This is a genomic window from Novosphingobium ginsenosidimutans (genome assembly GCF_007954425.1).
GTDB lineage: Bacteria > Pseudomonadota > Alphaproteobacteria > Sphingomonadales > Sphingomonadaceae > Novosphingobium > Novosphingobium ginsenosidimutans.
The window spans coordinates 1,407,690-1,434,047 of the sequence record NZ_CP042345.1 but is presented as its reverse complement, the minus strand read 5'-3'; the positions used below and the strand labels follow the sequence as shown (position 1 = coordinate 1,434,047).

General features: G+C 65.0%; 25 protein-coding genes. 15 read left to right on the top strand and 10 right to left on the bottom strand.

Features of this window, described 5'->3' with window-relative positions; all coding sequences use genetic code 11:
- The first annotated feature begins 8 nt into the window (after positions 1-8).
- The 6 genes from FRF71_RS07220 to FRF71_RS07195 all read left to right on the top strand — a co-directional run bounded on the left by FRF71_RS07220 (position 9) and on the right by FRF71_RS07195 (position 10,342).
- On the top strand, positions 9-1,238 hold the full coding sequence (locus FRF71_RS07220) for a TIGR04063 family PEP-CTERM/XrtA system glycosyltransferase (RefSeq protein WP_147089974.1): 1,230 nt from the start codon (positions 9-11) through the stop codon (positions 1,236-1,238).
- A 47-nt stretch (positions 1,239-1,285) separates the two neighbouring features.
- Positions 1,286-2,566, top strand: a complete 1,281-nt coding sequence (locus tag FRF71_RS07215) for a hypothetical protein (protein WP_147089973.1) — start codon at positions 1,286-1,288, stop codon at positions 2,564-2,566.
- A gap of 236 nt (positions 2,567-2,802) precedes the next feature.
- Positions 2,803-7,455 carry a glutamate synthase large subunit gene (gltB, locus tag FRF71_RS07210; RefSeq protein WP_147089972.1) on the top strand — a complete coding sequence of 1,551 codons (4,653 nt, stop codon included), beginning with the start codon at positions 2,803-2,805 and terminating at the stop codon, positions 7,453-7,455.
- Positions 7,456-7,466: 11 nt separating this feature from the next.
- Positions 7,467-8,900: a glutamate synthase subunit beta gene (locus tag FRF71_RS07205; protein ID WP_147089971.1), complete on the top strand. Its 1,434-nt coding sequence runs from the start codon at positions 7,467-7,469 to the stop codon at positions 8,898-8,900.
- Positions 8,901-8,947: 47 nt separating this feature from the next.
- Complete coding sequence (locus tag FRF71_RS07200; RefSeq protein WP_147089970.1) at positions 8,948-9,835, top strand: ATP-grasp domain-containing protein; 888 nt, start codon at positions 8,948-8,950, stop codon at positions 9,833-9,835.
- Between the two features lie 36 nt (positions 9,836-9,871).
- Positions 9,872-10,342, top strand: a complete 471-nt coding sequence (locus tag FRF71_RS07195) for a hypothetical protein (protein ID WP_147089969.1) — start codon at positions 9,872-9,874, stop codon at positions 10,340-10,342.
- A 358-nt stretch (positions 10,343-10,700) separates the two neighbouring features.
- Here FRF71_RS07195 and FRF71_RS07190 read toward each other — a convergent pair whose 3' ends face one another.
- Complete coding sequence (locus FRF71_RS07190; protein ID WP_238339492.1) at positions 10,701-11,417, bottom strand: uracil-DNA glycosylase; 717 nt, start codon at positions 11,415-11,417, stop codon at positions 10,701-10,703.
- A gap of 32 nt (positions 11,418-11,449) precedes the next feature.
- Between FRF71_RS07190 and FRF71_RS07185 the strand changes: the two genes are divergently transcribed.
- The 4 genes from FRF71_RS07185 to FRF71_RS07170 are packed head-to-tail and all read left to right on the top strand — an operon-like array spanning position 11,450 to position 14,544.
- On the top strand, positions 11,450-12,070 hold the full coding sequence (locus FRF71_RS07185; RefSeq protein ID WP_147089968.1) for a ribonuclease D: 621 nt from the start codon (positions 11,450-11,452) through the stop codon (positions 12,068-12,070).
- A 20-nt stretch (positions 12,071-12,090) separates the two neighbouring features.
- On the top strand, positions 12,091-12,735 hold the full coding sequence (lptC, locus tag FRF71_RS07180) for an LPS export ABC transporter periplasmic protein LptC (protein WP_147089967.1): 645 nt from the start codon (positions 12,091-12,093) through the stop codon (positions 12,733-12,735).
- On the top strand, positions 12,735-13,271 hold the full coding sequence (locus FRF71_RS07175; RefSeq protein ID WP_147089966.1) for an LptA/OstA family protein: 537 nt from the start codon (positions 12,735-12,737) through the stop codon (positions 13,269-13,271). The genes lptC and FRF71_RS07175 overlap by 1 nt, the downstream gene beginning before the upstream one ends.
- Positions 13,272-13,293: 22 nt before the next feature.
- On the top strand, positions 13,294-14,544 hold the full coding sequence (locus FRF71_RS07170; RefSeq protein WP_147089965.1) for a WcaI family glycosyltransferase: 1,251 nt from the start codon (positions 13,294-13,296) through the stop codon (positions 14,542-14,544).
- On the opposite strand, the gene FRF71_RS07165 is transcribed toward FRF71_RS07170, so the two are convergent.
- From FRF71_RS07165 to mutS, 3 genes are read right to left on the bottom strand one after another with little or no spacing between them, the layout of a single operon-like run.
- Positions 14,495-14,821 (bottom strand): hypothetical protein, encoded by a 327-nt coding sequence (locus FRF71_RS07165; RefSeq protein WP_147089964.1) that lies wholly within the window; start codon positions 14,819-14,821, stop codon positions 14,495-14,497. The two genes, FRF71_RS07170 and FRF71_RS07165, sit on opposite strands and share 50 nt — an antisense overlap.
- Before the next feature lies 1 nt (position 14,822).
- Positions 14,823-14,993, bottom strand: coding sequence for a hypothetical protein (locus tag FRF71_RS15435; RefSeq protein WP_161597900.1), 171 nt, complete (start codon positions 14,991-14,993; stop codon positions 14,823-14,825).
- Positions 14,994-15,034: 41 nt separating this feature from the next.
- A complete protein-coding gene (gene mutS, locus FRF71_RS07160; protein WP_238339490.1) occupies positions 15,035-17,638 on the bottom strand; it encodes a DNA mismatch repair protein MutS in 2,604 nt (867 codons plus the stop codon).
- Positions 17,639-17,749: 111 nt separating this feature from the next.
- Here mutS and FRF71_RS07155 point away from each other — a divergent pair, with 111 nt between their 5' ends.
- Entirely contained in the window at positions 17,750-20,035 is a 2,286-nt protein-coding gene (locus FRF71_RS07155; RefSeq protein ID WP_238339488.1) for an NADP-dependent malic enzyme, read from the top strand.
- A gap of 7 nt (positions 20,036-20,042) precedes the next feature.
- Here the strand turns inward: FRF71_RS07155 and FRF71_RS07150 are convergent, their stop codons facing one another.
- Together FRF71_RS07150 and FRF71_RS07145 are read right to left on the bottom strand one after the other, a co-directional pair.
- The gene (locus FRF71_RS07150) at positions 20,043-20,807 is read right to left on the bottom strand and encodes a sulfite exporter TauE/SafE family protein (RefSeq protein ID WP_147089963.1); all 765 of its coding nucleotides are present in this window, start codon (positions 20,805-20,807) and stop codon (positions 20,043-20,045) included.
- A gap of 92 nt (positions 20,808-20,899) precedes the next feature.
- The gene (locus FRF71_RS07145; RefSeq protein ID WP_147089962.1) at positions 20,900-21,358 is read right to left on the bottom strand and encodes an RrF2 family transcriptional regulator; all 459 of its coding nucleotides are present in this window, start codon (positions 21,356-21,358) and stop codon (positions 20,900-20,902) included.
- Positions 21,359-21,438: 80 nt separating this feature from the next.
- On the opposite strand from FRF71_RS07145, the gene FRF71_RS07140 reads away from it, so the two are divergent.
- The 3 genes from FRF71_RS07140 to FRF71_RS07130 are packed head-to-tail and all read left to right on the top strand — an operon-like array spanning position 21,439 to position 22,866.
- Entirely contained in the window at positions 21,439-21,906 is a 468-nt protein-coding gene (locus FRF71_RS07140) for a group III truncated hemoglobin (protein WP_147089961.1), read from the top strand.
- Positions 21,899-22,363 (top strand): hypothetical protein, encoded by a 465-nt coding sequence (locus FRF71_RS15430; RefSeq protein WP_161597899.1) that lies wholly within the window; start codon positions 21,899-21,901, stop codon positions 22,361-22,363. Before FRF71_RS07140 ends, FRF71_RS15430 begins: the two co-directional genes overlap by 8 nt.
- A gap of 14 nt (positions 22,364-22,377) precedes the next feature.
- Positions 22,378-22,866 carry a hypothetical protein gene (locus tag FRF71_RS07130; protein WP_147089960.1) on the top strand — a complete coding sequence of 163 codons (489 nt, stop codon included), beginning with the start codon at positions 22,378-22,380 and terminating at the stop codon, positions 22,864-22,866.
- Here FRF71_RS07130 and FRF71_RS07125 read toward each other — a convergent pair.
- Positions 22,854-23,222: a hypothetical protein gene (locus FRF71_RS07125; protein ID WP_147089959.1), complete on the bottom strand. Its 369-nt coding sequence runs from the start codon at positions 23,220-23,222 to the stop codon at positions 22,854-22,856. The two genes, FRF71_RS07130 and FRF71_RS07125, sit on opposite strands and share 13 nt — an antisense overlap.
- 93 nt (positions 23,223-23,315) lie before the next feature.
- Positions 23,316-24,032 carry a tRNA (guanine(46)-N(7))-methyltransferase TrmB gene (trmB, locus tag FRF71_RS07120; protein ID WP_147089958.1) on the bottom strand — a complete coding sequence of 239 codons (717 nt, stop codon included), beginning with the start codon at positions 24,030-24,032 and terminating at the stop codon, positions 23,316-23,318.
- 121 nt (positions 24,033-24,153) lie between these two features.
- Between trmB and FRF71_RS07115 the strand changes: the two genes are divergently transcribed.
- The gene (locus FRF71_RS07115; protein ID WP_238339486.1) at positions 24,154-24,978 is read left to right on the top strand and encodes a helix-turn-helix domain-containing protein; all 825 of its coding nucleotides are present in this window, start codon (positions 24,154-24,156) and stop codon (positions 24,976-24,978) included.
- A gap of 73 nt (positions 24,979-25,051) precedes the next feature.
- Here the strand turns inward: FRF71_RS07115 and ctrA are convergent, their stop codons facing one another.
- Both ctrA and FRF71_RS07105 read right to left on the bottom strand, forming a co-directional pair.
- Positions 25,052-25,747 (bottom strand): response regulator transcription factor CtrA, encoded by a 696-nt coding sequence (gene ctrA, locus FRF71_RS07110; protein WP_147089957.1) that lies wholly within the window; start codon positions 25,745-25,747, stop codon positions 25,052-25,054.
- Between the two features lie 138 nt (positions 25,748-25,885).
- Positions 25,886-26,320 (bottom strand): DUF4112 domain-containing protein, encoded by a 435-nt coding sequence (locus FRF71_RS07105; RefSeq protein ID WP_147089956.1) that lies wholly within the window; start codon positions 26,318-26,320, stop codon positions 25,886-25,888.
- Between the last annotated feature and the right edge of the window lie 38 nt (positions 26,321-26,358).

Below are 26,358 nucleotides of genomic sequence, written 5' to 3'. Positions count from 1 at the left end.
TTCGTGCCATGACCCGCGTGCTTCACGTTCTTGATCACTCGCTGCCGCTGCACAGCGGCTATACCTTTCGCACCCGCGCGATCCTGACTGCCCAGGCCGCCACCGGGCTTGAGGTGCGCGGGATTACCGGCCTGCGCCATGTTGCCGATGGGCCGGACTGCGAAGAAGCGGAGGGGCTGACCTTCCACCGCACTCGCGGCTCTGCCTCGGGCCCGCCGGGCCTGCGCGAATGGCGCGAGATCAACCTGCTGGCCGATGCGATCGTCGCGCTGGCGCAGGACTGGCGGCCCGATGTGCTCCACGCCCACAGCCCGGCGCTGTGCGGCAAGGCGGCGCTGATCGCGGCGCAGAAGCTGGGCCTGCCAGTGGTCTACGAGATCCGCGCCTTCTGGGAAGATGCCGCCGTCTCGAACGGGACCGGCACCGAAGGCAGCATCAAGTACCGGCTGACCCGCGCGCTGGAAAACCACGTTATCGCCGGGGCCGAACAGGTCGTGACGATCTGCCAGGGCCTGAAGGACGATCTGGTCAGCCGCGGGGTGCCCGCCAGCAAGATCACGATCAGCCCCAACGGGGTTGATCTGGCGCTGTTTGGCGAAGCCGCGCCGCGCGAACCGGAGCTGGCGCACCGGCTTGGCTTGGGAGACGGGCCGGTCATCGGCTTCATCGGCAGCTACTATGATTACGAGGGGCTGGATGACCTGATCGCCGCCATGCCGCTGCTGCGCGAGCGCGAACCGGCTGCGCAATTGCTGCTGGTTGGCGGCGGCCCGATGGAAGCGGCCTTGCGCCAGCAGGCCCAGGCTTCACCCGCCGCCGATGCGATCCACTTCGTCGGCCGCGTGCCGCACAGCGAGGTTGAGCGGTACTACGCGCTGATCGACGTGCTGGCCTTTCCGCGCAAGCAGAGCCGCCTGACCGACCTGGTGACGCCCCTCAAGCCGCTTGAGGCAATGGCGCAGGGGCGGCTTGTGGCCGCTTCCTGCGTCGGCGGGCACCTTGAACTGATCACCGCTGGCAAAACCGGCATTCTCTTTGCGCCGGACGATCCGGCCGCCTGCGCCAAGGCCCTGGCCGATTTGCTGGATCGGCGCGAAACCTGGGACGATCTGCGTGCTGCCGGGCGCGCCCATGTTGCCGCCCAGCATGACTGGAAGCGGAATGTTCTTCGTTATCAGGATGTTTACCGCGCTGCGCTAACTGCTTCTGCAATGTACCGATATCCGGTCGCTGCCTAAGGCACCCGGTTAAGATTTCGAGCGCAACTGGACGGGAAAGCTGGGTCGTGGCCAATACCAAAAGCAAGCCGACCAAGGGCAAGCCGATTTCCGGCCATCCGCTGTTTCCGGCGGTCGTGGCGCTGTGGTTCGGTGCCCTGTTTGGCCTGGGCAGCCTGGCGATCCGGCCGGCGCTGATTGAAGGCACCGTGCTGAAGACCGGGCTGGACTTGTTCATACCCGCCGCTGCCCCGCCGCTGGGCGTTACCGCCCGCATCCTGATCGCGCTGATCATGGCCTCGCTTGGTGCGGCGATCGGCGCCGCGCTGGCGGTGGGACTGACCCGGCCCAGGGCCGTGGTGCCCGAACGCAAGCGCACGGCTGAAAACCCCTGTGCCGATGAAGAACCGGGCGAAGCATTGAACAGCCTTGGGCTGCTGGCAGGCCGCCGTCGCGCGCTCGCGGCGAAGGACGAGGAACGCCCATTCGAGCCACACGACCTGGCCTCGCTGCCGGGCGGCGATACGCAAATCTTTGATGTCTCGGCGGCAATGCTGACCCCGGTCGCGGGGCTTGATCCAGGAGCGGATGCGCCCACGGCTGAAGCGCCGCTTGATTTGAGTTTCTTCCATGCATCTGCCCCCGTGGCGCTCCAGCTCCCGTCCGATGGCATGCCTGCGCCGCTGGCTGAGCGCGAAGCGCCGGCGATGTCCGAGTCTCCGCAGGTTGTCGGTACCCCGGTCAGCGAAGACCGTGCACCCGCTCCGCAGCCAGAGCCGGCTCCCGTTGCCGCAGACCTGCTGGCCTCAAGCGCACTCGGGTCGGCGCCGGCCGATCTGGACATGGTCGACCTTGCCCGGCGCCTTCAGGAATCGCTGGCTCGCCGCCGTGCGGCCCGGGCCAAGGCGGCGCAACAGCCCGAGGCAGAACCGGTCGAACCGGAAGCCACCCCGGCCGCTGCCGAGGAGCCTGCCCCGATCGAAGTTGCCGTGGCCAAAGCGATCGTCGCCGACGAGCCGGCGCCGCCAGCCGAAACTGAGGCCGAGACGGACATGCCGGACGAAGATGCCTTTGCCTCGCTGCTCAGCATCGATTCCTCGCGCCAGGATAGCGTCCGCGTCGAAGAAACCGAAGAGCCGGTCGCCAGGATCGAGCCGGTGGTGATTTTCCCGGGCCAGATGGCCTGCGCGACGGTCGCCCCGCTGCGTCCGCTCGCTGCCCCGGCAGCGACAGCGCCCGAGGCGCTGGACGGCGCGACCCCGGCCGCCCCGGCAATCGACCCCGAAGAGGCCGAGCAGGCACTGCGCCTCGCGCTCGCCAACCTGCAACGGATCAGCGGCGCGGCCTGAGCCAACCACCGCTGATACCCCTGCAATCCTATTCACAGTAACGCTTGGGCGCACCCAAGCACTTCTTGCCCTGTTCGCAGTTGCAAAAACAGCTTCCTGTCGTCATGGGAAATGCTTGCGCAATTTTCACTGCTTCGAGCGGTGGGGAAGCTTGCGCTTAATTGCCGGATTTCCGCCATTTCCGCCATTCCAGGCGCGAATCGCGGGCTTCCGGGTGACGACAGGATGGGTTTTCGATGGGTTATCCGGCGCCGCAGGGCCTCTACGATCCGCGCAATGAGCATGACGCCTGTGGCGTGGGCTTTGTCGCCCATATCAAGGGTGCCAAAAGCCATGCGATCGTGACCCAGGCGCTCGAGATTCTGAAAAATCTCGACCATCGCGGTGCCGTTGGCGCCGATCCGCTGCTGGGCGATGGCGCCGGGATTCTGATTCAGACGCCGGATGCGCTGTTCCGCAAGTGGGCTGACCAGGAAGGTCTGAAGCTGCCGGCCGCCGGTGACTATGCCGTGGCCATGTGCTTCCTGCCGCAGGACCAGGCCAGCCGCGATTTCATCGTCGGCACCTTTGAAAAGTTCATCGCCAAGGAAGGCCAGCGCCTGATCGGCTGGCGCGACGTGCCGGTAACGACCGAAGGCCTGGGCAAGACCGTGCGCGAGCAGATGCCGGTGATCCGCCAGTGCTTCGTTGCGCGCGGCGAGAATTGCCCCGATCAGGACGCGTTCGAGCGCAAGATCCTGGCGATCCGCAAGCAGACCCAGAACCCGCTGGCGGCGCTGGCCGAAAAGCACGGGATGCCGGGGATCGCCGATCTCTATATGCCCAGCTTCTCCAGCCGCACCGTGGTCTACAAGGGCCTGCTGCTGGCCACCCAGGTTGGCAGCTTTTACGATGACCTGCGCGATCCGGACTGCGTTTCGGCGCTGGGGCTGGTCCACCAGCGCTTCAGCACCAACACCTTCCCGAGCTGGAAGCTGGCGCACCCCTATCGCTTCATCGCCCACAACGGCGAAATCAACACCGTGCGCGGCAACGTCAACTGGATGAACGCCCGCCGCCGCACGATGGAAAGCGAGCTGCTGGGCGCGGACCTCGACAAGATGTGGCCGCTGATCCCGCACGGCCAGTCGGACACTGCCTGCCTCGACAACGCGCTCGAGTTGCTGCTCGCAGGCGGCTACAGCCTGGCCCATGCGGTGATGATGCTGATCCCCGAGGCCTGGGCCGGCAATCCCCTGATGGATGCCAAGCGCCGCGCTTTCTACGAATACCACGCCGCGCTGATGGAGCCGTGGGATGGCCCGGCCGCCGTGGCCTTTACCGACGGCCGCCAGATCGGCGCAACGCTCGACCGCAACGGGCTGCGCCCGGCCCGCTTCCTGGTTACCGATGACGATATCGTGGTCATGGCGTCGGAAAGCGGCGTGCTGCCGATCAAGGAAGACAATATCGTCCGCAAGTGGCGGCTCCAGCCGGGCCGCATGCTGCTGATCGATTTCGACCAGGGCCGGATCATCGAGGACGAGGAACTCAAGGCCTCGCTCGCCGCTGCCGAGCCTTATGAGGACTGGCTGCAATCTGCGCAGTACAAGCTCAAGGACCTCGAAGTGGTCGAGCCGGAACTGGCCGCGCTGCCGCAGGAAACGACCTCGCTGCTCGATCGCCAGCAGGCCTTTGGCTATACCCAGGAAGACCTGTCGCGCTTCCTCGAGCCGATGGCCCAGAATGCCGACGATCCGCTCGGCTCGATGGGCACGGATACGCCGATCGCGGTGCTCTCCAACCGCTCGCGGCTGCTCTACGATTACTTCAAGCAGAACTTTGCCCAGGTCACCAACCCGCCGATCGACCCGATCCGCGAGGAACTGGTGATGAGCCTGGTCTCCATGATCGGCCCGCGCCCCAACCTGCTGGGCATGGAAGCCGGGACGCACAAGCGTCTCGAAGTCGACCAGCCGATCCTGACCAACGAAGAAGTCGCCAAGATCCGCTCGGTCGAGGCAGCGCTTGACGGTGCCTTCCGCACCGAGACGATCGACATCACCTGGGACGCCAGCACCGGGGCCGCCGGGCTTGAAATGGCGATTAAGGAAATGTGCTGGGCCGCAACCGAGGCCGTGCTGCAGGACAAGAACATCCTGATCCTGTCCGACCGCGCCCAGGGTCCGGACCGTATCCCGATGCCGGCGCTGCTGGCGACGGCCGCGGTCCACCACCACCTCGTCCGCCAGGGCCTGCGGATGCAGACCGGCCTGGTCGTCGAAACCGGCGAAGCGCGCGAAGTGCACCACTTCTGCGTGCTGGCGGGCTACGGGGCGGAAGCGATCAATCCTTATGTCGCCTTCGAAACGCTGGAAGAGCTGCGCATCCGCAAGGACATGCCGCTTGATGCCAAGACGGTGCAGAAGAACTACATCAAGGCGGTCGGCAAGGGCATCCTCAAGGTCATGTCCAAGATGGGCATCTCGACCTACCAGTCCTACTGCGGCGCGCAGATCTTCGATGCGGTTGGCCTGTCGAGCGCGTTCATCGAGAAGTATTTCACCGGCACCGCCACCACGATCGAGGGCATTGGTCTGGCCGAAGTGGCCGAGGAAACCGTGCGGCGTCACGCCACGGCCTATGGCGACAACCCGATATACAAGAACATGCTCGACGTGGGCGGGATGTATGGCCTGCGCCTGCGCGGCGAGGAACACGCCTGGACTGCACAGAACATCGCCGCCCTGCAGCACGCGGTGCGCGGCAATGTGTCAGAAAAGTACCGCGAGTTCGCCCAGACCATCAACGATCAGTCGACCCGGATGCTGACGATCCGCGGGCTGATGGAGTTCAAGAAGGCCGACAAGCCACTCGACATCTCGGAAGTCGAACCGGCCAGCGAAATCGTCAAGCGTTTCGCCACCGGGGCGATGAGCTTCGGCTCAATCAGCCGCGAGGCACATACCACCCTGGCCGTGGCCATGAACCGGATCGGCGGCAAGTCGAACACCGGCGAAGGCGGCGAGGAACCGGACCGCTTCAAGCCGCTGGCAAATGGCGACTCAATGCGCTCGGCAATCAAGCAGGTCGCCTCGGGCCGCTTCGGTGTGACCACCGAATACCTGGTCAACGCCGACGACATCCAGATCAAGATGGCCCAGGGCGCAAAGCCCGGCGAAGGCGGCCAGCTGCCCGGCCACAAGGTCGACAAGGTGATCGGCAAGACCCGCCACTCGACCCCCGGCGTCGGCCTGATCTCGCCGCCGCCGCACCATGACATCTATTCGATCGAGGATCTGGCCCAGCTGATCCACGACCTGAAGAACGTCAACGGCGGCGCGCGGATCTCGGTCAAGCTGGTCTCCGAGGTCGGCGTCGGCACGGTCGCGGCGGGCGTTTCCAAGGCCCGGGCTGACCATGTGACGATCTCGGGCTATGAAGGCGGCACCGGGGCTTCGCCGCTGACCTCGCTGACTCATGCGGGCAGCCCGTGGGAAATCGGCTTGGCCGAAACCCAGCAAACGCTGATCCTCAACAACCTGCGCAGCCGCATTGCGGTCCAGGCCGATGGCGGCCTGCGCACCGGGCGCGATGTGGCCGTGGCCGCGCTGCTCGGCGCGGACGAATTCGGCTTTGCCACCGCGCCGCTGATCGCGGCCGGTTGCATCATGATGAGGAAATGCCACCTCAACACCTGCCCGGTTGGCGTCGCGACGCAAGACCCGGTGCTGCGCGCGCGCTTCACCGGCCAGCCGGAACACGTGATCAACTACTTCTTCTTCGTCGCCGAAGAACTGCGCGCGATCATGGCCGAGATGGGCTTCCGGACGATTGCCGAAATGGTCGGCCGGGTGGACCGGCTCGACATGAAGCAGGCGATCGATCACTGGAAGGCCAAGGGTGTCGACCTCAGCCGGATCCTGCACCAGGTACCGCTGGGTGACAGCCCGTCGCTCGGCTGGTCGGGCACCCAGGACCACGGTCTTGAAAAGGCGCTCGACAATGATCTGATCGCAGCCGCCGCCGATGCGCTCGACAAGAAGCAGCCGGTGGTGATCGAGCGCAAGGTGATCAACGTCAACCGCACGGTCGGTGCGATGCTGTCGGGCGAAGTGGCCAAGCGTTTCGGCCATGCCGGCCTGCCGGACAACACCATTGCCATCCGCCTGACCGGCGTGGCCGGGCAGAGCTTTGGCGCCTTCCTGGCCCACGGCGTGACGCTCGACCTGACCGGAGATGCCAACGACTATGTCGGCAAGGGCCTGTCAGGCGGCCGGGTGATTGTGCGCCAGCCCGCCCACGTCGACCGCGAGGCGAGCCAGAACATCATCGTCGGTAACACCGTGCTCTATGGCGCGATTGCGGGTGAAGCCTACTTCAACGGCGTCGCTGGCGAACGTTTCGCCGTGCGCAATTCGGGCGCCATCGCGGTGGTCGAAGGGACCGGCGATCACGGCTGCGAATACATGACCGGCGGCGTGGTCGTCGTGCTCGGCCGCACCGGCCGCAACTTTGCCGCGGGCATGTCGGGCGGAATCGCCTATGTCTATGACGAGCGCGGCGAGTTTGCGCAGCTGTGCAACCCGGCTCAGGTCGACCTGCTGCCGATTTCGGCCGAACGCGACGAGGATGCCGATGACCTTGGGGGCGCGGGCCGCCCGCAACAGCGCCCGCGCTCGGTCGAGGACTTCGGCATGGGCGACATGCTGCGCCACGATGCCGAACGCCTGCGCATACTGCTTGAGCGACACCACCTCCACACCGGCAGCAAGCGCGCCCGCGCCCTGCTCGATGACTGGGGCAATTCGCTCGGCAAGTTCGTCAAGGTAATGCCCAAGGACTACGCGCGAGCACTGAAGCAACTCGAGGCCGAACGGCTCGAAGCCGCCTCGGTGGCGGCGGAATAAGGATAGCGACGATGGGCAAGGAAACAGGCTTTCTCGAGCTGGACCGCCAGGATCGCACCTATGCCGATCCGAAGGAGCGGTTGAACCACTACAAGGAATTCGTGATCCCGCATCCCGAACCGGCGCTGAAGGCGCAGGCTTCGCGCTGCATGAACTGCGGGATTCCGTACTGTCACAACGGCTGCCCGGTGAACAACATCATCCCGGACTGGAACCACCTGGTCTATGAGGGAGACTGGCAGAATGCGCTGGAAGTACTGCATTCGACCAACAACTTCCCGGAATTCACCGGCCGCATCTGCCCTGCGCCCTGCGAGGCGAGCTGCACGCTGAACATCATTGACCAGCCGGTCACGATCAAGAGCATCGAATGCGCGATCGTCGACAAGGGCTGGGAGAACGGCTGGATCCACCCGCAAGTCCCGGCCAAGCGCACCGGCAAGACCGTCGCCGTGGTCGGCTCCGGCCCGGCCGGTATGGCGGCTGCACAGCAGCTCGCCCGCGCCGGCCATTCGGTGACTGTGTTCGAAAAGAACGACCGCGCCGGCGGCCTGCTCCGCTATGGCATCCCCGACTTCAAGATGGAAAAGCACCTGATCAACCGGCGCCTGGTCCAGATGGAAGCGGAAGGTGTCAGCTTCCGCACCTCGACCGAAGTGGGCGTCCACGTCTCGATCGAGTCCTTGAAGGAAAACTTCGACGCGATTGTCCTCTCGGGCGGGGCCGAGGAACCGCGCCGGCTGGAAATCCCCGGGGCCGAACTACCCGGTGTGCGCCTCGCCATGGAATTCCTGACCCAGCAGAACAAGCGCGTCGCCGGCGACGACGAGTTGCGCGCCGCCCCGCGCGGCACCCTGACCGCAACCGGCAAGCACGTGATCGTGATTGGCGGCGGCGATACCGGGTCTGACTGCGTCGGCACCTCGAACCGCCAGGGCGCGGCCTCGGTCACCCAGCTTGAGATCATGCCCAAGCCGCCCGAAAAGGAAGACAAGGCGCTGACCTGGCCCGACTGGCCGCTCAAGCTGCGCACCTCGACCAGCCACGAAGAAGGCGTTGAACGCGACTGGTCGGTCCTGACCAAGCGCGTGATCGGCGAAAACGACGTGACCGGCCTCGAATGCGTCCGGGTCGAATGGGTCGGCGGCCAGATGCAGGAGATCGCCGGCAGCGAATTCGTGCTCAAGGCTGACCTGATCCTGCTCGCCATGGGCTTTGTCGGCCCGCGCAAGCAGGGCCTGCTTGACCAGGCCGGAGTCGAGCTCGACGGGCGCGGCAATGTCGCTGCCAACGTGATCGACTATCGCACCAGCGATCCGCAGATATTTGCCTGCGGCGATATGCGCCGCGGCCAGAGCCTGGTCGTCTGGGCGATCCGCGAAGGCCGCCAGGCCGCCCGCGCGGTCGACGAGGCGCTGATGGGGGTAAGCGAACTGCCGCGCTGAGGCGGCAGCCTCTTCCCAAGTCGGCTCTCGCCGCCTAACCGGCCGCGATGAAGATCGCATTCCTGGCCTGCCCCGCGACCCTGCCCGGTTCGCCCACCCGCCGTCCCGATGCCTTTGAGCATGACCTCTATCTGGATGCCGTGCGTGCCGGAGTGGCCTCCTCCGGAACCGTAACCGACATCGACTGGCGCGCGCCGCTCGATGACCTCGCGCAATTCGATCTCGCCATCCTCGGCACGCCGTGGGACTATACCGACGCCAAGGACGAGTTCCTGGCGCGGCTCGGGGAGCTGGAAGCAGCCGGGGTGACGGTCTGCAATCCGCTAGCCGTCGTCCGCTGGAACGCCGACAAGCTTTACCTCAAGGAATTGGCAGAGCGCGGCGCGGTGACCATCCCGACGCTCTGGCCCGAGCGGGCTGATCCCGCCGACGTGCTGGCCGCCTTCGACCACTTTGGCACCGATCGGGTGGTGGTAAAGCGCCGGGTCGGCGCGGGCGCGATCGGGCAGGACAGCTTCTCACGCAGCAATCCGCCGCTGGCCGAGTGGTCACTCGACCAGGCGGCGATGATCCAGCCCTTCCTCCCCGCGATCCAGCGCGAAGGCGAGCTGAGCTTCATCTTCGTCGACGGCGCGCTCAGCCATACGCTGCTCAAGCAGGCGACTGGCGGCGATTACCGCATCCAGTCGCTCTATGGCGGCACCGAGACGCCGCTTGAGCCAGCCCCGGCGGACCGCGCCGCCGCCGAGGCGATCATGGCGCTGCTGCCCTTCGACCAGCCGCCGCTCTATGCACGGATCGACATGGTTCGGCTGGAGGATGGCCGACTGGCCGTGATCGAGGCCGAACTGATCGAGCCCTACCTCTATCCCGAGCAGGGGCCGAACCTGGGACTGCTGCTGGCGCAGGGGATGGCGCGGCGGCTGGGGAACTGACTTGCGCCTCACGGGAGGCAGTCATATCAACATGTTGTGTTGATCCTGTACGCATTACTGTCTGCCGCTCCGACCTCAGCGTCTCTTGGTCCCGCTTGGGCCACATTCTCCCGTGATCCGCAGTTGCGCGCCTTCGAAGAAACCGTCGAGATCGGAACGCTCGGACTCAATCGCGAAACAGGTCAGCTTGAGTACTGGATGCGCCGTACAGTGACCACCGCTCACACGACAAAAACCTCTTGGGCTGACAGTCGAACTTGCGCCGAAGTCAGGCCTGCAGTTGAAGGAATGGAAAATATCCGCATTCCGTCGATCCACTCTCCGAGCAGCAACGGAAAGCAGACTGTAACACTGGACGGCACGATTTATCGGCTTGCTGTCCCCAGCACGGATGGTCGAATCGAGTTTGATGGCAATATCGGTTCATCGGTGGGTGGCTGGATCGACGCTAGCTTGTTGTCCCTCGAAAAGTGTTGGAGCGAACAACCCCCGTCGCCCCGCACTTGATGCGGGGCTAGGCTTGTTTTTGAGATGCGGCGCATGACCGCAAGGAGAAAGCCCGGCCCCGGAACAAGTCCGGGGTGACGACAATGGGAATGGGGTCGCACAGGCCTATTCGCGCTCTGCATTTTCCTACACCGCCGCCGCCTGATAGAAGCGCGACAGCTCTTTCCAATCGTTGATCCTCACCGTTTGCCGGTCAGCGCAATGACTCGCTGCGCCCCGCTGTCGCTTTTTTATTTTCCCAGCATCCGCATTCGCCGCGAAGATGCCCGAAAGCGCAGCGATTCCGCCAGTTTCGACTTGTTGGAAGAAGCGGACTCAGTGTCAACTGTGTCAACTTGAGCGTAACGCAGGTGCGCAGTCAGAGCGCCCAGTCCACCCCGCCCCGGCCCTTGGCGTCTAGGAAGGCATTGGCCTGGCTGAAGTGCCGGCACCCCAGGAAGCCGCGGTGGGCCGAGAGCGGGCTGGGATGCGGGGCGGTCAGCACCAGGTGATGGCTCTGCATCAGTCCCGGCACCGACTGCGCCTTGCGCTGGGCATGGCTGCCCCACAGCAGGAAGACGCAAGGGTCAGCCTTGGCGGCAACGGCGGCGACCACGGCGTCGGTGATCTCTTCCCACCCGCGCCCCTGGTGCGAGGCTGGCTGGCCGTCCTCCACCGTCAGCGCGGCATTGAGCAGCAGCACGCCCTGCCGCGCCCAGTGGGTCAGGTTGCCGTGTCGGGGCACGGCAAGGCCCAGGTCGCTCGCCAGTTCCTTGTAGATGTTGACCAGGCTGGGCGGCACCTTCACCCCGTCCTGTACCGAGAACGACAGGCCGTGGGCTTGGCCGGGGCCGTGGTAGGGATCCTGCCCCAGGATCACGACCTTCACGGTGTCCAGCGGCGTCAGCTCGAGCGCGGCGAGGCGGGTTCCGCGCGGCGGATAGATCGCCTTTCCTGCCGCTTCCTCGGCCTTCAGGAAGCCGCCGAGCTGGCGTGACTTCGGGCTGGCCAGGACCGGATCGAGCACCGCACGCCAGCTTTCGGGGACTGCATCGCCATTCGCCATCGCTGCCTCGCTTGTTCCGGGGGCTTTCATCGCTGCGGCAATCGGCCTAAGCACCATGGCATATGGCTGTCCATCTCCACGAAGAAGACCTCCCCGGCGATGTCTTTGCGCCCGGCCCGATCGCGGTCGATACCGAGACCATGGGCCTGATCACCCCGCGTGACCGGCTTTGCGTTGTCCAGCTGTCCGACGGGCAGGGTGACGAGCACCTGGTGCGGTTCTCGCCCGGGTCGGACTATGCCGCCCCCAACCTCAAGGCGGTGCTGGCCGATCCGGCACGGATCAAGCTGTTCCACTTCGCCCGGTTCGACCTGGCGGCGATCGAGCATTACCTGGGCGTCACGGCAACGCCGGTGTTCTGCACCAAGATCGCCAGCAAGCTGGTGCGCACCTATACCGACCGCCACGGCCTGAAGGACCTGGTCCGCGAACTGCTGGGCAAGGAACTGTCCAAGCAGCAGCAATCGAGCGACTGGGGCGGCCCGGTGCTGAGCGATGCGCAGCTGGACTATGCCGCGTCGGACGTGCGCTATCTTCACGCCATGCACACGATCCTGGTCGAGCGGCTGGCGCGCGAGGGGCGGACCGACCTGGCCCAGGCCTGCTTCGATTTCCTGCCGCACCGTGCCCGGCTCGACCTGGCCGGCTGGCCTGACAAGGATATCTTCAGCCACGAAGCGTGAGCTGGGGAGTTACACAGGCCATGACCGAAGCCGCCGACCGGATCCGCAACCAGCGCCGCCAATGGGCCGCGCCCGGGGGATCGCATGACCGGCTGATCCGGGTGCTGGCGCGCTGGCTACCCGGAGCGGTCGGCGTGGTGGCAGCCGCCATGCTGCTGGGCCCCCTGTTTCCGCGCGGCGAGATCAGCTTCCTGCTCGATCGCAACAAGGTGGCGACTACCGAGGACCGGCTGGTGGTCGCCAATGCGATGTACCGGGGCGAGGATAACGAAGGCCGACCCTTCACCGTCACCGCCGCCAATGCCGTCCAGGTTTCGGCCGCCGATCCGGTGGTGCGGATGGAGGGGCTGGTGGCCCGGCTGCTGATGAAGGATGGCCCGGCAGAGCTCGCTGCAAAGGGTGGCCGTTATGATTACGATCGCGAGGCAGTAGACGTTGACGGACCCGTCACCTTCACAGCTGCCGACGGGTACCGCATGACCACGGGTCACGTCGCTATTGACCTGAAAGGCCAGCGAGTTCTCGGAAATGGTGGGGTTAACGGTGCGATCCCCGCTGGTACATTTTCGGCGGAACGGTTAGTGGCTGACCTTAACGCGCGAACGATTGCGCTGGAAGGCAAGGCTCGGCTGGTGATGACCCCGGGCAAGTTGAGGATGCCGTGATGGCCGAAGCTTCGATTACCCGGATTGCCCTGCGCTCGCTGCTTTGCGGCTTCGCGATCGGCGCGATCGGCCTGCTCGCGATCGGTCGTTCGGATGCGCAGGCACTGGGCGGGCACGACAGCAACGCGCCGGTCAGCTATGCCGCCGATCGGATCGAGCTGCAGGATCGGCAGGACCGCGTGGTCCTCGCCGGCAACGTCAAGATCAGCCAGGGCGGGCTGCAGCTTTCGGCGGACCGGACGACGGTTGCTTTCACCGACCAGGGTAGCCTGCAGATCCAGCGGATCGACGCCACCGGCGGTGTCCTGGTCAACCGCGGCAACGAGAGCGCGCGCGGCGATGCGGCAATCTATGATTTCAACCGCCGGGTCATCACTCTGGCGGGCAATGTGGCACTGCGGCGCGGCAACGACACGCTTAACGGCGGGCGTGTGGTGATCGATCTCAACAGCGGGATTTCCAGTGTGGACGGTCGCGGCTCGGCACAGACGGGCGGGCGGGTCTCGGGAACTTTCGCTGTCCCCAAGCGCAACTGATCCCGCGCTTCCAGGAACGGCGATGGGTCCGCCTTCCCTGCTGGTCATCGGGCTGAACTATGCACCCGAGCCCGTCGGTATCGGGCCCTATACGGCCGGCCTATGCGAATCCCTGGTCGCGTCGGGGCATCGGGTCACCGCCATTGTCGGCAAGCCCTATTACCCGCAGTGGCAGGCCGATCCGGCCTATGCCGGCGGCTGGCTGGAAGCGGAAGAGAACGGCGTCAGGCTGGTTCGCTGCCCCCACTATGTGCCGCAGGACCCGGTCGGGATCCGGCGCTTTGCCCATCTGATCAGCTTTGCGATCACGGCGCTGATCCCGGCTGCCCGGATTGCCTTGCGCGATCGTCCGCAGGTGGTGTTGTGCGTCGCGCCGGCCCTGCTTAGCGCACTGGCCGCAATCCTGGCCGCCTGTCTGTGCGGCGCGCGGCTGTGGATCCATGTCCAGGACTTCGAGGTCGAAGCGGCCTTCGCAACCGGCCTGATGCGGCCGAACACCAGCAAGGCCAGGTTCGCGTTGTGGGCTGAAGGCTGGGTGCTGCGCCAGGCCGACCGGGTCTCGACCATCAGCCCGCAGATGGTCGCCAAGCTCGGCGAGAAAGGCGTCGCACCCCGGCGGCAAATGGAACTGCGCAACTGGGCGAACGCCAGCTTTGCGCCCGATCCGGCAGGCGCCACCGGCCTGCGCGCGCAATGGTCGCTCGATAACCGGATCGTCGCGCTCTACTCGGGCAATATCGCCCGAAAGCAGGGCATCGAGATCCTGATCGATGCGGCCCGCCTGCTCCAGCATCGGCACGACATTGTCTTTGTCATCTGCGGCGAGGGACCAAATCGGCAACCGCTTGAGCAAAGGGCAGCCGGTTTGACCAATGTCCAGTTTCACGATCTGCAACCGGCTAAACGAATGGGCGCCATGCTAACCTTGGCCGATCTGCACCTGCTGCCACAGATCGCCGGTGCAGCCGATCTGGTGCTGCCGTCAAAGCTGACCAACATGCTGGCGTCGGGCAAGCCGGTGGTGGCGACAACCGAGCCGGGAACTGGCCTCTACAGCGAGGTCGAAGGTCGCGGGATATGTGTGCCAGCGGGTGATGCTGTGGCACTTGCCGCCGCGGTCACGGCATTGGCGGACGATCCGGCCCGTCGCACGGTGCTGGGCCAGGCAGCATTGGTTCGAGCCGCTGAACGCTGGCAACAGGACGCGATCCTGGCGCGGGCAGCTACTGCTCTTCGGGACCTGGTGCGCCAGCCCCCTGGGCGGCAGGACTAGCTGATTCCCCGGGTTCAGGCGGGCTGGGTTCGAAGCCGGTGGTATCCATCACCGGTTCGCCATAAGCCTGCTGCTCTTCGCCGTCGGCAACCGGAGCAGCAGCTTCAGCAGGATTTGAACGACTAACCGAGGCAGGATCTGCTGCCTGCGGTTCGGGCGGCGGCGGCGACTGCAGGAGTTCGTGCCCGCCACCCTCGGCGAAGTAGGCGGCAGCCAGGGCGCTGATGCCCACTACCCACAGCAGGGCAAAGCGCCAATCACGAAACAATCGGTCCATATCAGCGATCCTTGTCCCACGGCGAGTGATGCTCTGCCGCTGGCTTGGCGGCGGGCGGGGGGGCCTCATCGGCAGCCGGGATCGAGCAATAGGCAGTCGCCAGAATGCCAAGCGACCACGTCACCGCTTTCCAGCGGCTCTGGAAGACCGTCGTGATCCTGGTCCCGAACATGGCCCCGGACAATAACAGGTGGTTGTTAACGAAGCCTTCCCTCAGCCTTCGGCGCCGGCTTCGCGCTTGAGTTCATAAAGCAGGTCCAGCGCCTCGCGCGGGCTGAGGGCATCGACGTCGAGGCCCCTGAGACGATCGCGCAGGGAGTCGACCAGATCGGCCCGCGCTTCGGCGGCGGCGGCGAACAGGGGCAAGTCACCCAGACCGGCGGCCAGCCCGCCGGTCTCGGCGCGTCCCTTCTCAAGCCGTTCCAGCACCGCCTTGGCGCGCGCGACGACCGGGGCGGGCACCCCGGCCAGCTTGGCAACGGCCAGGCCATAGGACCGGTCAGCCGGGCCTTCCGCCACCTCGTGCAGCAGCACCAGGTCGCCCTTCCATTCGCGCGCGCGGACATGGTGGAGCGATAGCGCCTCGCAGCTCTCGGCAAGGCGAGCGAGCTCGTGGTAATGGGTTGCGAATAGGCAGCGGCACTTGTTGACGCCATGCACCGCCTCGACCACGGCCCAGGCCAGTGCCAGCCCATCGTAGGTCGAGGTGCCTCGCCCGACCTCGTCAAGGATCACGAAGCTGCGCTCGGTCGCCTGGGCCAGGATCGCCGCTGTCTCGACCATCTCGACCATGAAGGTCGAGCGTCCACGGGCAAGGTTGTCGGATGCGCCGACGCGGCTGAACAGGCGGTCGACCAGCCCGATCCGCGCCGCCTCGGCCGGTACGAAACTGCCGGCCTGGGCCAGCAAGACAATCAGCGCGTTCTGCCGCAGGAAGGTTGACTTGCCGCCCATATTGGGACCGCCAACCAGCCACAGCCGGTCTTGCGGCAAGAGGCGGCAATCGTTGGCGACAAACCGTTCACCCTTGCTGGCCAATGCAGCTTCGACGACCGGATGACGCCCGCCCTTGACGTCGAGGCAGGCCTCTTCAACCACGTCGGGCCGCGCCCAGCCCCCTTCGGCCGCACGTTCGGCCAGTGCCGCTGCCACATCGATCCGCGCCAGTGCCGCTGCCGTCGCCGCGATCGCCTGACTGGCCTTCACCGCAACGCCGACCAGTTCTTCGAAGTGCGCTTCCTCTGCCGCCAGAGCATGGCCCCCGGCCTCGGCGATCCGGCTGGCTTCAGCATGAAGCGCGACCGCATTGAAGCGCACTGCCCCCGCCATCGTCTGGCGGTGCGTGAAGCCGCTGTCGGGCGCCATCAGCGGATCAGCCTTGGCCGCCGGCACTTCGATGAAATAGCCGAGCACGCCGTTGTGCCGCACCTTCAGCGCGGCAATGCCGGTCTGGTCACGATACTTGGCTTCAAGGGCTGCAATCGCTCGGCGGGCATCGCCAGAAATGCGGCGCAGCTCATCCAGGGCGTGGTCATAGCCTTCCGCAATGTAGCCACCCTGGTTCCGCTCGGTTGGCGGGCTGGGGACCAGGGCGCGGCTGAACAGGTCTACCAGCGCCCCATGACCGGCCAGCACCGGGAGCAGCGCGTCCATCAAAGCCGGACGATCCTGGCGGTGCTGGAGGTGATCGTGGATGCGCCGTGCTTCGGCAAGGCCATCGCGAAGCTGCCCCAGATCGCGCGGGCTGCCGCGTCCGGCGACGATCCGCCCGAGTGCCCGGCCGACATCGGGCGCAGCCCGCAAGACGGCGCGCAGGTCGCCGCGGAGCAGGGCATCATCGTAGAGCCACTGCACCAGATCGAGCCGCGCCTCGATAGTGCCCGCATCGGTCAGCGGTGCCGCAAGGTCTTCCGCTAGTTGGCGCGCACCGGCACCGGTAACGCAGCGATCGAGCGCCTCGACCAGGCTGCCCTTGCGGGTGCCCTGGCTAGAGACAAGGATTTCAAGACTGCCCCGCGTCGCCTCGTCCATAGCGAGGTGCGCCGCCTGGCCCAGGACAACCGGCGGGAGCAGCAACGGCAGCTTGCCGCGCCCGACATGGTCGAGATAGGCAATCAGGCCGCCTGCCGCCGCCAGCATGGCGCGCGAGAACTGCCCAAAGCCATCGAGCGTAGAAACGCCGTGAACCGCCTTGAGCCGCGCCTCGCCGCCATCGCTGGTAAAGGTGCTCGCGGGTCGTGGAATTCCGTCAAGCGGGCAGGCTGTCCAGCCATCAGGTGCCACGATTTCCGTCGCTCCCAAGCGGGCCAGCGCCGCGCCCAGCCGCCCTGGCTCGCAGTCCTCAAGCGCCATCCGCCCGGTCGAGATATCGCAAGCGGCGATCCCGCAGGTGCCGCGCACTTCGCAAACCGCGGCCAGCACATTGGCGCGGCGCGGTTCGAGCAGCGCTTCCTCGGTCAAGGTCCCGGCAGTGACAAACCGGACGATGTCGCGCGCGACGAGCGCCTTTGAGCCGCCGCGCCTCTTCGCCTCCTCGGGCGTCTCGACCTGTTCGGCAATCGCTACCCGGCAGCCGGCCTTGATCAGGCGGGCAAGGTAACCTTCGGCCGAATGAACCGGCACACCGCACATCGGGATCGGCACGCCCATGTGCTCACCCCGGCTGGTCAGCGCGATATCGAGGATCTGGGCCGCCTGCTTTGCATCATCGAAGAACAACTCGAAGAAATCGCCCATCCGGTAGAACAGCAGGCAATCCCCGGCCTCGGCCTTCAGCGCCAGGTACTGCGCCATCATCGGGGTTGCGGCTCCGCTCATCCTCAATCGGTTAGCCGCTTGAATACGATTCGCCCAAGGCAAGTCGGGCAGCTTTCCCCTATCCCGTCGCGGCGAGTTCCGTTAGGGCGGCGCTGATCCAGGGAGGTACCGGTGTCCGACGAAACGAGTCCGCGGGACGAGAACAGCAGAGTGAGCTTCACCGAGCGCGAGGCCCTGTTCTATCACAAGACGATCCGCCCCGGTAAAATCGAGATCATCGCGTCAAAGCCGATGGCGACGCAGCGCGATCTGAGCCTGGCCTATTCGCCCGGCGTGGCCGTGCCGGTAGAAGCGATCGCCGCCAATCCGGCCGATGCCTACGAGTATACGGCCAAGGGCAACCTAGTCGCGGTGATTTCGAACGGCACTGCGATCCTTGGTCTGGGCAACCTTGGCGCATTGGCCTCAAAGCCGGTGATGGAAGGCAAGGCCGTTCTGTTCAAGCGCTTCGCCGACGTCGATTCGATCGACATCGAACTGGCCAGCGAAGACCCCGATGCGATCATCGAGGCCGTGGCGATGATGGAGCCGAGCTTCGGCGGCATCAATCTGGAAGATATCAAGGCCCCCGAATGCTTCGTGATCGAGCAGGCCCTGCGCGAGCGGATGAAGATCCCGGTGATGCACGATGACCAGCACGGCACGGCGATCATCGCCGCCGCCGGTCTGGTCAACGCCTGCTACCTGACCGGGCGCGAGTTCAAGGATGTGAAGGTAGTGGTCAACGGCGCGGGTGCCTCGGCGCTGGCCTGCACCGCCTTGATCAAGTCGATGGGCGTGCGCCACGACAACGTGACCGTCTGCGACCGTTCCGGGGTGATCTATCGCGGCCGCGAAGGCGGGATGGACCAGTGGAAGAGCGCGCACGCGATCGACACCACCGCCCGCAGCCTGGAAGAAGCGCTGGTCGGGGCTGACATCTTCCTGGGCCTGTCGGCTGCCGGTGCGCTGAAGCCTGAATATGTCGCCAGGATGGCGCCGAAGCCGATCATCTTCGCCATGGCCAACCCCGATCCGGAAATCCGGCCCGAGGACGCCAAGGCTGTGCGCCCCGATGCGATCATCGCGACGGGCCGGTCAGACTATCCCAACCAGGTCAACAATGTCCTGGGCTTCCCCTTCATCTTCCGCGGCGCGCTCGATGTGCGGGCGACCACGATCAACGAGGAAATGAAGATCGCCGCCGCCAAGGCCATTGCCGAGCTGGCGCGCGAGCAGGTGCCCGAGGAAGTCGCCGCGGCTTACGGACAGAAGTACCAGTTCGGGCCCGATTACATCATCCCCGCGCCGTTCGATCCGCGGCTGATGGAAGTGGTATCCTCAGCCGTCGCCAAGGCGGCGATGGAGACTGGCGTCGCGCAGAAACAGATCGAGGATTTCGACGCCTACCGCCACAGCCTTAAGGCCCGGCTCAACCCGACCACTTCGGTGCTGACCCAGGTCTATGAGCAGGTGAAGGCCAACCCCAAGCGGGTGATCTTTGCCGAGGCCGAGGACGAGATCGTTCTGCGCGCCGCCATCCAGTACCGCGACTTTGGCTATGGCGAGCCGGTGCTGGTTGGCCGGACCGATCAGGTCAAGGCCAAGCTGATCGAACTGGGGGTCGAAAACCCGGACAGCTATCAGATCGAAAATTCAGCTGTCAGCGAATATGTCCCGGCGATGGTTGAGACGCTTTATGCCAAGTTGCAGCGGCGCGGCTTCCTTGAGCGGGACGTGCGCCGCATGGTCAACCAGGACCGCAACGTCTTTGCCTCACTGCTACTGAAGCTGGGCGTGGGCGATGCCATGGTCACCGGCCGGACCCGCACCTTCGCCCAGACCATGCGCGAAGTGCGCCAGGTGCTTGAGCCGCAGGAAGGGCGCCTGCCGTTCGGCATCCACCTGATGATCGGCAAGAACTATACGGTGTTCCTGTCCGACACGACGGTCAACGAGCGGCCGAGCGCTGCTGACCTTGCGGTGATCGCCAAGGAAACGGCCGCCGTTGCGCGCCGTCTGGGACATGAGCCGCGCGTGGCTTTCCTGTCCTATTCGACCTTCGGCAATCCGCCGGGGCGTTACCTGGAGAACATTCGCGAGGCTGTGGCGATCCTGGATGCCGAGAATCCGGGCTTCGAGTACGAAGGCGATGTGGCCCCCGACGCAGCGCTTAACCCGACCGTGATGAAGAACTATCCGTTCAGCCGCCTGACCGCGCCGGCCAATGTGCTGGTGATGCCGGGGCTGCAATCAGCCAATATCTCGGCCAAGCTGCTGCGCGAACTGGCGGGCAATGCCACGATCGGGCCGATGCTGATCGGCATGGAAAAGCCAGTTCAGGTGATCCCGATGACCGCGATTGCCCCGGATATCCTGACCCTGGCCGTGCTGGCTGCAGCCGGCGTGGCGGGCTAGAGCCTGCCTAACCCCAAGCGCGGTAGACGCCGTAGCCGCTGGTCAGGGTCAGCACGATCCCGACCAGGATCAGCATGATCTTGGGAGGGAAGTGCTTGGCGGCCCAGGCTCCGAGCGGAGCGGCAGCGACCCCGCCGATCAACAGGCCCAGGGTCGCGCCGGCGACATCGGCAAAACCCAGATGGTAGATGAAGGTGGCGCTGATCGTCAGCGTCAGGAAGAACTCGACCGTGTTGACCGTGCCGACCACCTTGCGCGGATCGGCCCCTTGGATGAGCAGATTCGAGGTGACCACCGGCCCCCAGCCGCCGCCGCCTGCCGCGTCAAGAAATCCGCCCACCAGGCCCAGCGGCGCCACGAGGCCAGCTTCACGCAGCTTGGGGGGATAGAACAGCCCGCGCCAAAGCAGGTAAAGGCCAATCCCGGCCAGGTAAGTCAGCACGAACGGCTTGACCACTTCGGCATCGAGCGAGGTCAGGACATAGGCGCCGGCGATACCGCCGATCACGCCGGGGATTAGCAAACGGAAGAACAGCGTCTTGTCGACATTGCCGTGCAGCAAGTGGCTGATTCCAGAAGTCGCGGTAGTAAAGCACTCGACGACATGGACCCGCTGCGAAGCGAGGGCGGGCGGAACCCCTAGCACGCCGACCAGCAAGGTGTTGGAAATCACGCCAAAGGCCATGCCCAGCGCCCCATCGACCAATTGCGCGGCGAAACCTACCCCGATGAACGGGAGCAGGTAGACTAGGTCGATATTGCCAAGGTCCATGACCGACTCCTGTGCGGCATTTGTCGATCAAATGACTAGAGTTAGCGTCACGGCACTGCCAGAAAGTTTTTCACACCCACGCCGAAGTGAAATTATCCTGCGGCGGTCTGATCCTGTGGCACCGTGAGCCCGATCGCTGCCCTGAATCGGGCCGGGTTTGGAGCGAGCTGGGCAAGCGTATAGCCATCGAGTCGCGCCAGGAAATCGCCCAGCGCCAGGTTCAGCGCACCTTGCAGGCCACAAACCCCGGCAATTGTACAAGTGTTGGTCTGGCGATCGAAACACTCGACAAAAGTTCCGGTCGGCTCCAGCGCACGCACCACTGCACCCACGTTGATTTCTGCCGCTGGCCGCGCCAGCGACACGCCGCCGCCCCGCCCGCGCCGCGCCTCGAGATAGCCCAGCGCGGTCAGCTGCTGCGCAACCTTCATCAGGTGATGGCGCGAGACCCCAAACACCCCCGCCACTTCATCGACCGAAGCCTGGCCGCCATGCTGGGCAAGATACATCAGCAGCCGCAACGCATAGTCGGTGTGAAGGTTCAGGCGCATAAAAGTGGTATATTGGATATTGCTTAACCAGGCAAGATTTGTTAAGTGGTATTCAACTTACCACTTATTGAGTCGCTGCCATGTCCGATCCGCACCCCATCGCCGCTGCTGCCAGAGCCGCAAAGCGCGCCGCCGCCGCTACAGTCAGCATTGATGCCCGCTTCATCGATCGGCTGGTGGAAGAGTTCTATGCCAAGGTCCGCACGGACCCGGTGCTGGCCCCGATCTTTGCCGCCAAGATCGACGATTGGGGTCCGCACCTGGCGCGCATGAAGCAGTTCTGGGGCGTGATTCTGCTTGGCGAAGGGCAGTTCAACGGCAGTCCCATGACACTGCATGCCGCAATCCCGGGGATCGGCGAATTTCACTTCCGGCGCTGGCTGGCGCTGTTCGAAGCCACCTTGCGAGAGCTTGAGGGCGATCCCGGCGCAACGACGCTGGTCGGCAAGCGCGCCCGTTCGATCGCCGACAGCCTGCTGACGGGCATCAGGATCCACCGCGACGGCCGCCGCGATCTTCACGCGATGAAAGGACTAAGCCATGCTTGAACTGCGCCAAACATTTACAGCCGATCATGCGATCGATCTGGCCGATGCCCACGATGTGAGCATTCTGGCGACGGTCTTCCCGCGTACTAAAGCCACCCCGGTCCAGCCGGAGAGGGTCGATCTGGAACTGCCCGGCTGGATCTGGGGCAGCATGGCGGCCTGCTATGGCCTGTTCTTCGGCGGTCTCTTCGCGGCGAGCGGCCATGATGGCGAAGCGATCTTCGCAATCGTGATCAGCCTGGGCTATGCGGCGATGTACTTCGGCACGGCTTCCATCCTGTTCGGCATGAACCCGCCGCGCCAGCCCTCGGCCTTTGTCCGCCGCCTTGCCCCGCTCCAGACCTGGACCGGGCCGATGGATACCCTGGCGGTGGCGGCGCAGGTCCTGACCGTGCCCGCCTGCCTCGCCTTCTTTGGCCTGGCCGCCGCCGTGATCCGCGCAGCGGTGATCGGCTGATTGGAGGACCCACAATGACCAGAATTCTTCATGCATCGATCCCGGCGGATCGGCCTGACAATGTCGCCAGGGTACTCGCTCGGTTGATGGGCGGCCAGGCCATGCCCTTTCCGCCGGGCGGGCCGGAGGCCTGGATTGCCTGGGCCAACGATGGCCAGACCGAGATTGAGGTGGTCCGGCGCGGTGACGGTCTGACACAGGGCCCGATCGAGGCTGAATGGCGACCGACGAATGCAGCCAGCCGCTCCAGCGAGGTGCATCTCGCCCTCGCGGTACCGCAGGCTGCGGCCGATATCCTTGCCATCGCGCGGGCCGCAGGCTGGCCTGCGCGGCTCTGCAACCGTGGTGGACTGTTCGAACTGATCGAGCTGTGGGTCGAAGGCGCCTTCCTGATCGAGTTGTTCGATCCAGCCCAGGCTAAGCATTTCGCGCAGGTCATGTCAGCCGATCAGTGGGCCGCCTTGCTGGCTGCCGGCTCGCCGCCAGAGCTTCAGCCGGTATAGCGCTCCCACGGGAAGCTGGCTGACAGCCGGCAGCTTTCACTGGTGACGTCGACCTGCACCGTGCCGCCGCGTCGCCCCCAGCGGAAGGGCACATAGTACCGGGCAAAGCGGCCAGAGGCATCGGCCCGCACAGTCCAGTCGATCGGCGTCATGTCGCCGTTGCGAAGCTGGTAGCGCGCGGTATCGCCCGCCCCGAGGCCCTTTGCAGCGATCAGCACGAACCGACCATTGCCCGAAACCGTCAGCGTACAGTCGGCGTCGCCGGCCTCGACCAGAAGCGGCCAGCTATCGTCGATTGCAGCCGCAGCGGGAGCTGCCAGCACCAGCGCTATGATCAGAACCAAGGTCTTGCGCATGCCATCTCCCTTCGCTGAGCCGATGCAGGATCTTACCCTGTATTCTGCCTGTGCGGGACGATGACTTGGGCTACGGTTCAGATCGGCACAGTTTCAGCGGCGGCGATAGCGGAAGTACCAGACCTCGTGGCCATAAACCGTCCGCGCTTTCTGCTCATAACGCGTTTCAGGCCATCCGCCGGGGCGCTTCTGGAAATCCTGCGGCTTGTCGATCAGCCATTCGAACTGATCGGAATGGCGGCGCATCACCATCAGCGCGTGGCGGACATAGACCGCATGATCGGTGCCAAAGCGGAATTCGCCGCCCGGCTTCAGCTTCGCGGCAAACAGGTCGACCGGCCCGTCATTCATCATCCGCCGCTTGGCGTGGCGGGCCTTGGGCCATGGATCGGGATGGAGCAGATACAGGAACGAGAGCGACCCATCCGGAATGCGCCGCAGCACGTCCAGCGCATCGCCATGCCAGATCCGGACATTGCCAAGCGGCGGGTGCGCGCCATGGTCGCCAGAGACATGGACGAGCGCCTGGGCCACCCCGTTGACGAAAGGTTCGGCACCGATGAAGCCATGATCGGGCAACATATCGGCGCGCGCCGCCATGTGCTCACCTCCGCCGAAGCCGATTTCGAAATGAAGCGGGCAATCCTGGCCAAACAGCCTTTCGGCGGTGACCATTCCTTCGGCCGGAACTGCAATCTGCGGCAGCAGCTGATCAACCAGCTCCTGCTGGCCGGCGCGCAGGGGCTTGCCCTTCGAGCGGCCGTAGAGACGGTTGATCGTGGTCGGATCGCCGGGTTTGTGCGCGGTCATGGGCGGTGCCTGTGACAGCGCCGCCAGCGGGGGTCAAGCATGGCGGCTGACTGCCGGCGCGACCGCACGGCACAAGAAAATTGGGATGGACGCTTAACGGCGCTTATGGTGATCAACTACCATGACGGTTCAATTCCCCATGCCTGCCGAAACCGCCGCCCTGAATGACAAGGAAGTCGAAGTCCTGCGCCTGCTGGCCGCCGGCCATACGGTCAAATCGATCGCGGTGACGCTGGGCAAGTCGGAAGCTTCGATCAACGAGCGCCTGCGCGATGCACGCCGCAAGACCGGGGTCGGCAGCAGCCGCGAACTGGCGCGGCTTCTCGATGCCCAGAAAATCTGGGACAAGAATATCGATCTATCGGGCCCACATTCCCTGACCGATGCTTCCGGGCAGTCCCGCCAGCCGGGACGCCAATGGTCGAAAGGAAGGTTTGTCATGCTTGTTGCACTGCCCCTCGCCGCTGTCGGACTGATGTTCGCGGCCAACAATCCGTCGCAGCCGATCGCCCCGGCACCAGCCGCTCAGGCGGTCGCTGCGAAGGCCAGCCCGCTGGTTGGAAGCTGGTCGCTGGAAGTTGCGCGCATTCCGGCTGAAGAGCGTCCCCGCGCGGTGACGATTTCCTTCCGTCAGGGTGACGACCAGCGCTGGACTACGGTGGTCGAGATTGTCGCCCCCGACGGCGCCACCCGGCGCGCGGAATCGACTGCGGCCGCCGATGGCATCGCCGTGCCAATCGGCGGCAACATGGACTTCATCGATACGGTCTCGCTGCGCCAGCCCGCGCCGAACACCCTGGTGATGACCCTGGGCAAGGGCGGTGCACCCGTCTCGACCCGGGTCTATGCCGTGGCCAAGGACCAGAAGTCGATGACCGAGACCATCGTCTGGGCCGGCCAGGCCATGCCCAAGCTGGAGACGACCTACTTCAACCGGATCGGGTGAAGCAGCCAGACCCAAATGAAAACGGCCCGCTTCCGAAGAAGCGGGCCGCCTTCAAACCAACGGGTACTTAGCTTCAGGCGGCAACCGCCTCTTCACCCGGATCGCGCAGCACATAGCCACGGCCCCAGACGGTCTCGATGTAGTTTTCACCACCGCAGGCATGCGCCAGCTTCTTGCGCAGCTTGCAGATGAACACGTCGATGATCTTGAGTTCGGGTTCGTCCATGCCGCCATAAAGGTGGTTCAGGAACATTTCCTTGGTCAGCGTGGTGCCCTTGCGCAGCGAAAGCAGCTCAAGCATCGCATATTCCTTGCCGGTCAGGTGAACGCGGGCGCCATCGACCTCAACGGTCTTGGCATCCAGGTTCACGGCCAGCTTGCCGGTGCGAATGATCGACTGCGAATGACCCTTGGAACGGCGCACCACAGCATGGATACGGGCGACCAGTTCCTCGCGGTGGAATGGCTTGGTGACGTAATCATCAGCGCCGAAGCCGAACGAGCGGACCTTAGAATCCATCTCCGAAATGCCCGACAGGATCAGCACCGGGGTCTGGACCTTGGCGACGCGCAGCTTCTTGAGCACGTCATACCCGTGCATGTCGGGCAGGTTCAGGTCGAGGAGGATGATGTCGTAATCGTAGAGCTTGCCAAGGTCCAAGCCCTCTTCGCCCAGGTCGGTCGAATAGACATTGAAACCTTCGGTGGTCAGCATCAATTCGATGGCCCGCGCCGTGGTCGGCTCGTCCTCAATCAGCAGTACGCGCATGGGTAATCCCCCTTTGCCCCGTTGTGCGGCGATGAACCCTAAGCGGGATCAGTGCCTGTCATTAACCATATGACCAATGAAGAGGAAAGGTTAATTTCTCGTAAACGGCAGAAATCCGGCGAGTCGCTTAGGCTATCATCAGCGCTCGATCACCCGCGTGGCGGGGTGGTGGCGATCAAGGTGCTTACGAATGATCCGCAAATTCCGGGTGTTGGAGCGATAGAGCAGGTCGAACAAGTCGCCCGCCACCGGAATCGCACCAACCGCGGTATCAAGCCCGACGTTGGCGATCATGCGCCACAGTTGCCAGCGCGGCATGCCCAGGTTGCGTGCTTCCCAAACCAAGTAGAGCCCCATCGCGGCAGTCACCAGATCGCCCGCGATCGGGATCACCCCGGCGATTGCATCCAGCCCAACCTTGCGGCGCAGGACCGGAATTTCAATCATCCCTTCGAGCAGGCGCTCGAGTGCCTCGACCCGGCGGCGCACCGCAAGCGGGTCAGACCCCAGCGGCAAGTCGGCAGCGAATGGCTCCATCCGGCGGGGGCGGGCAGCGGGCTGGCGAACGTCCATCGGCAATCCCATCTTAATACGCGAGACCAGGCTGGCCA

What these genes read in the sequence shown, in the direction of transcription:
- FRF71_RS07115 (WP_238339486.1), top strand. Translation starts at nt 24,154, where the DNA reads ATGACGGTTCAATTCCCCATGCCTGCCGAAACCGCCGCCCTGAATGAC.
- FRF71_RS07175 (WP_147089966.1), top strand. Translation starts at nt 12,735, where the DNA reads ATGGCCGAAGCTTCGATTACCCGGATTGCCCTGCGCTCGCTGCTTTGC.
- FRF71_RS07220 (WP_147089974.1), top strand. Translation starts at nt 9, where the DNA reads ATGACCCGCGTGCTTCACGTTCTTGATCACTCGCTGCCGCTGCACAGC.
- FRF71_RS07150 (WP_147089963.1), bottom strand. Translation starts at nt 20,807, where the DNA reads ATGGACCTTGGCAATATCGACCTAGTCTACCTGCTCCCGTTCATCGGG.
- FRF71_RS07200 (WP_147089970.1), top strand. Translation starts at nt 8,948, where the DNA reads ATGAAGATCGCATTCCTGGCCTGCCCCGCGACCCTGCCCGGTTCGCCC.
- FRF71_RS07145 (WP_147089962.1), bottom strand. Translation starts at nt 21,358, where the DNA reads ATGCGCCTGAACCTTCACACCGACTATGCGTTGCGGCTGCTGATGTAT.
- gltB (WP_147089972.1), top strand. Translation starts at nt 2,803, where the DNA reads ATGGGTTATCCGGCGCCGCAGGGCCTCTACGATCCGCGCAATGAGCAT.
- FRF71_RS07190 (WP_238339492.1), bottom strand. Translation starts at nt 11,417, where the DNA reads ATGAAAGCCCCCGGAACAAGCGAGGCAGCGATGGCGAATGGCGATGCA.
- FRF71_RS07165 (WP_147089964.1), bottom strand. Translation starts at nt 14,821, where the DNA reads ATGGACCGATTGTTTCGTGATTGGCGCTTTGCCCTGCTGTGGGTAGTG.
- FRF71_RS07185 (WP_147089968.1), top strand. Translation starts at nt 11,450, where the DNA reads ATGGCTGTCCATCTCCACGAAGAAGACCTCCCCGGCGATGTCTTTGCG.
- FRF71_RS15430 (WP_161597899.1), top strand. Translation starts at nt 21,899, where the DNA reads ATGCTTGAACTGCGCCAAACATTTACAGCCGATCATGCGATCGATCTG.
- mutS (WP_238339490.1), bottom strand. Translation starts at nt 17,638, where the DNA reads ATGAGCGGAGCCGCAACCCCGATGATGGCGCAGTACCTGGCGCTGAAG.
- FRF71_RS07140 (WP_147089961.1), top strand. Translation starts at nt 21,439, where the DNA reads ATGTCCGATCCGCACCCCATCGCCGCTGCTGCCAGAGCCGCAAAGCGC.
- FRF71_RS15435 (WP_161597900.1), bottom strand. Translation starts at nt 14,993, where the DNA reads ATGTTCGGGACCAGGATCACGACGGTCTTCCAGAGCCGCTGGAAAGCG.
- lptC (WP_147089967.1), top strand. Translation starts at nt 12,091, where the DNA reads ATGACCGAAGCCGCCGACCGGATCCGCAACCAGCGCCGCCAATGGGCC.
- FRF71_RS07205 (WP_147089971.1), top strand. Translation starts at nt 7,467, where the DNA reads ATGGGCAAGGAAACAGGCTTTCTCGAGCTGGACCGCCAGGATCGCACC.
- ctrA (WP_147089957.1), bottom strand. Translation starts at nt 25,747, where the DNA reads ATGCGCGTACTGCTGATTGAGGACGAGCCGACCACGGCGCGGGCCATC.
- trmB (WP_147089958.1), bottom strand. Translation starts at nt 24,032, where the DNA reads ATGACCGCGCACAAACCCGGCGATCCGACCACGATCAACCGTCTCTAC.
- FRF71_RS07125 (WP_147089959.1), bottom strand. Translation starts at nt 23,222, where the DNA reads ATGCGCAAGACCTTGGTTCTGATCATAGCGCTGGTGCTGGCAGCTCCC.
- FRF71_RS07130 (WP_147089960.1), top strand. Translation starts at nt 22,378, where the DNA reads ATGACCAGAATTCTTCATGCATCGATCCCGGCGGATCGGCCTGACAAT.
- FRF71_RS07105 (WP_147089956.1), bottom strand. Translation starts at nt 26,320, where the DNA reads ATGGACGTTCGCCAGCCCGCTGCCCGCCCCCGCCGGATGGAGCCATTC.
- FRF71_RS07170 (WP_147089965.1), top strand. Translation starts at nt 13,294, where the DNA reads ATGGGTCCGCCTTCCCTGCTGGTCATCGGGCTGAACTATGCACCCGAG.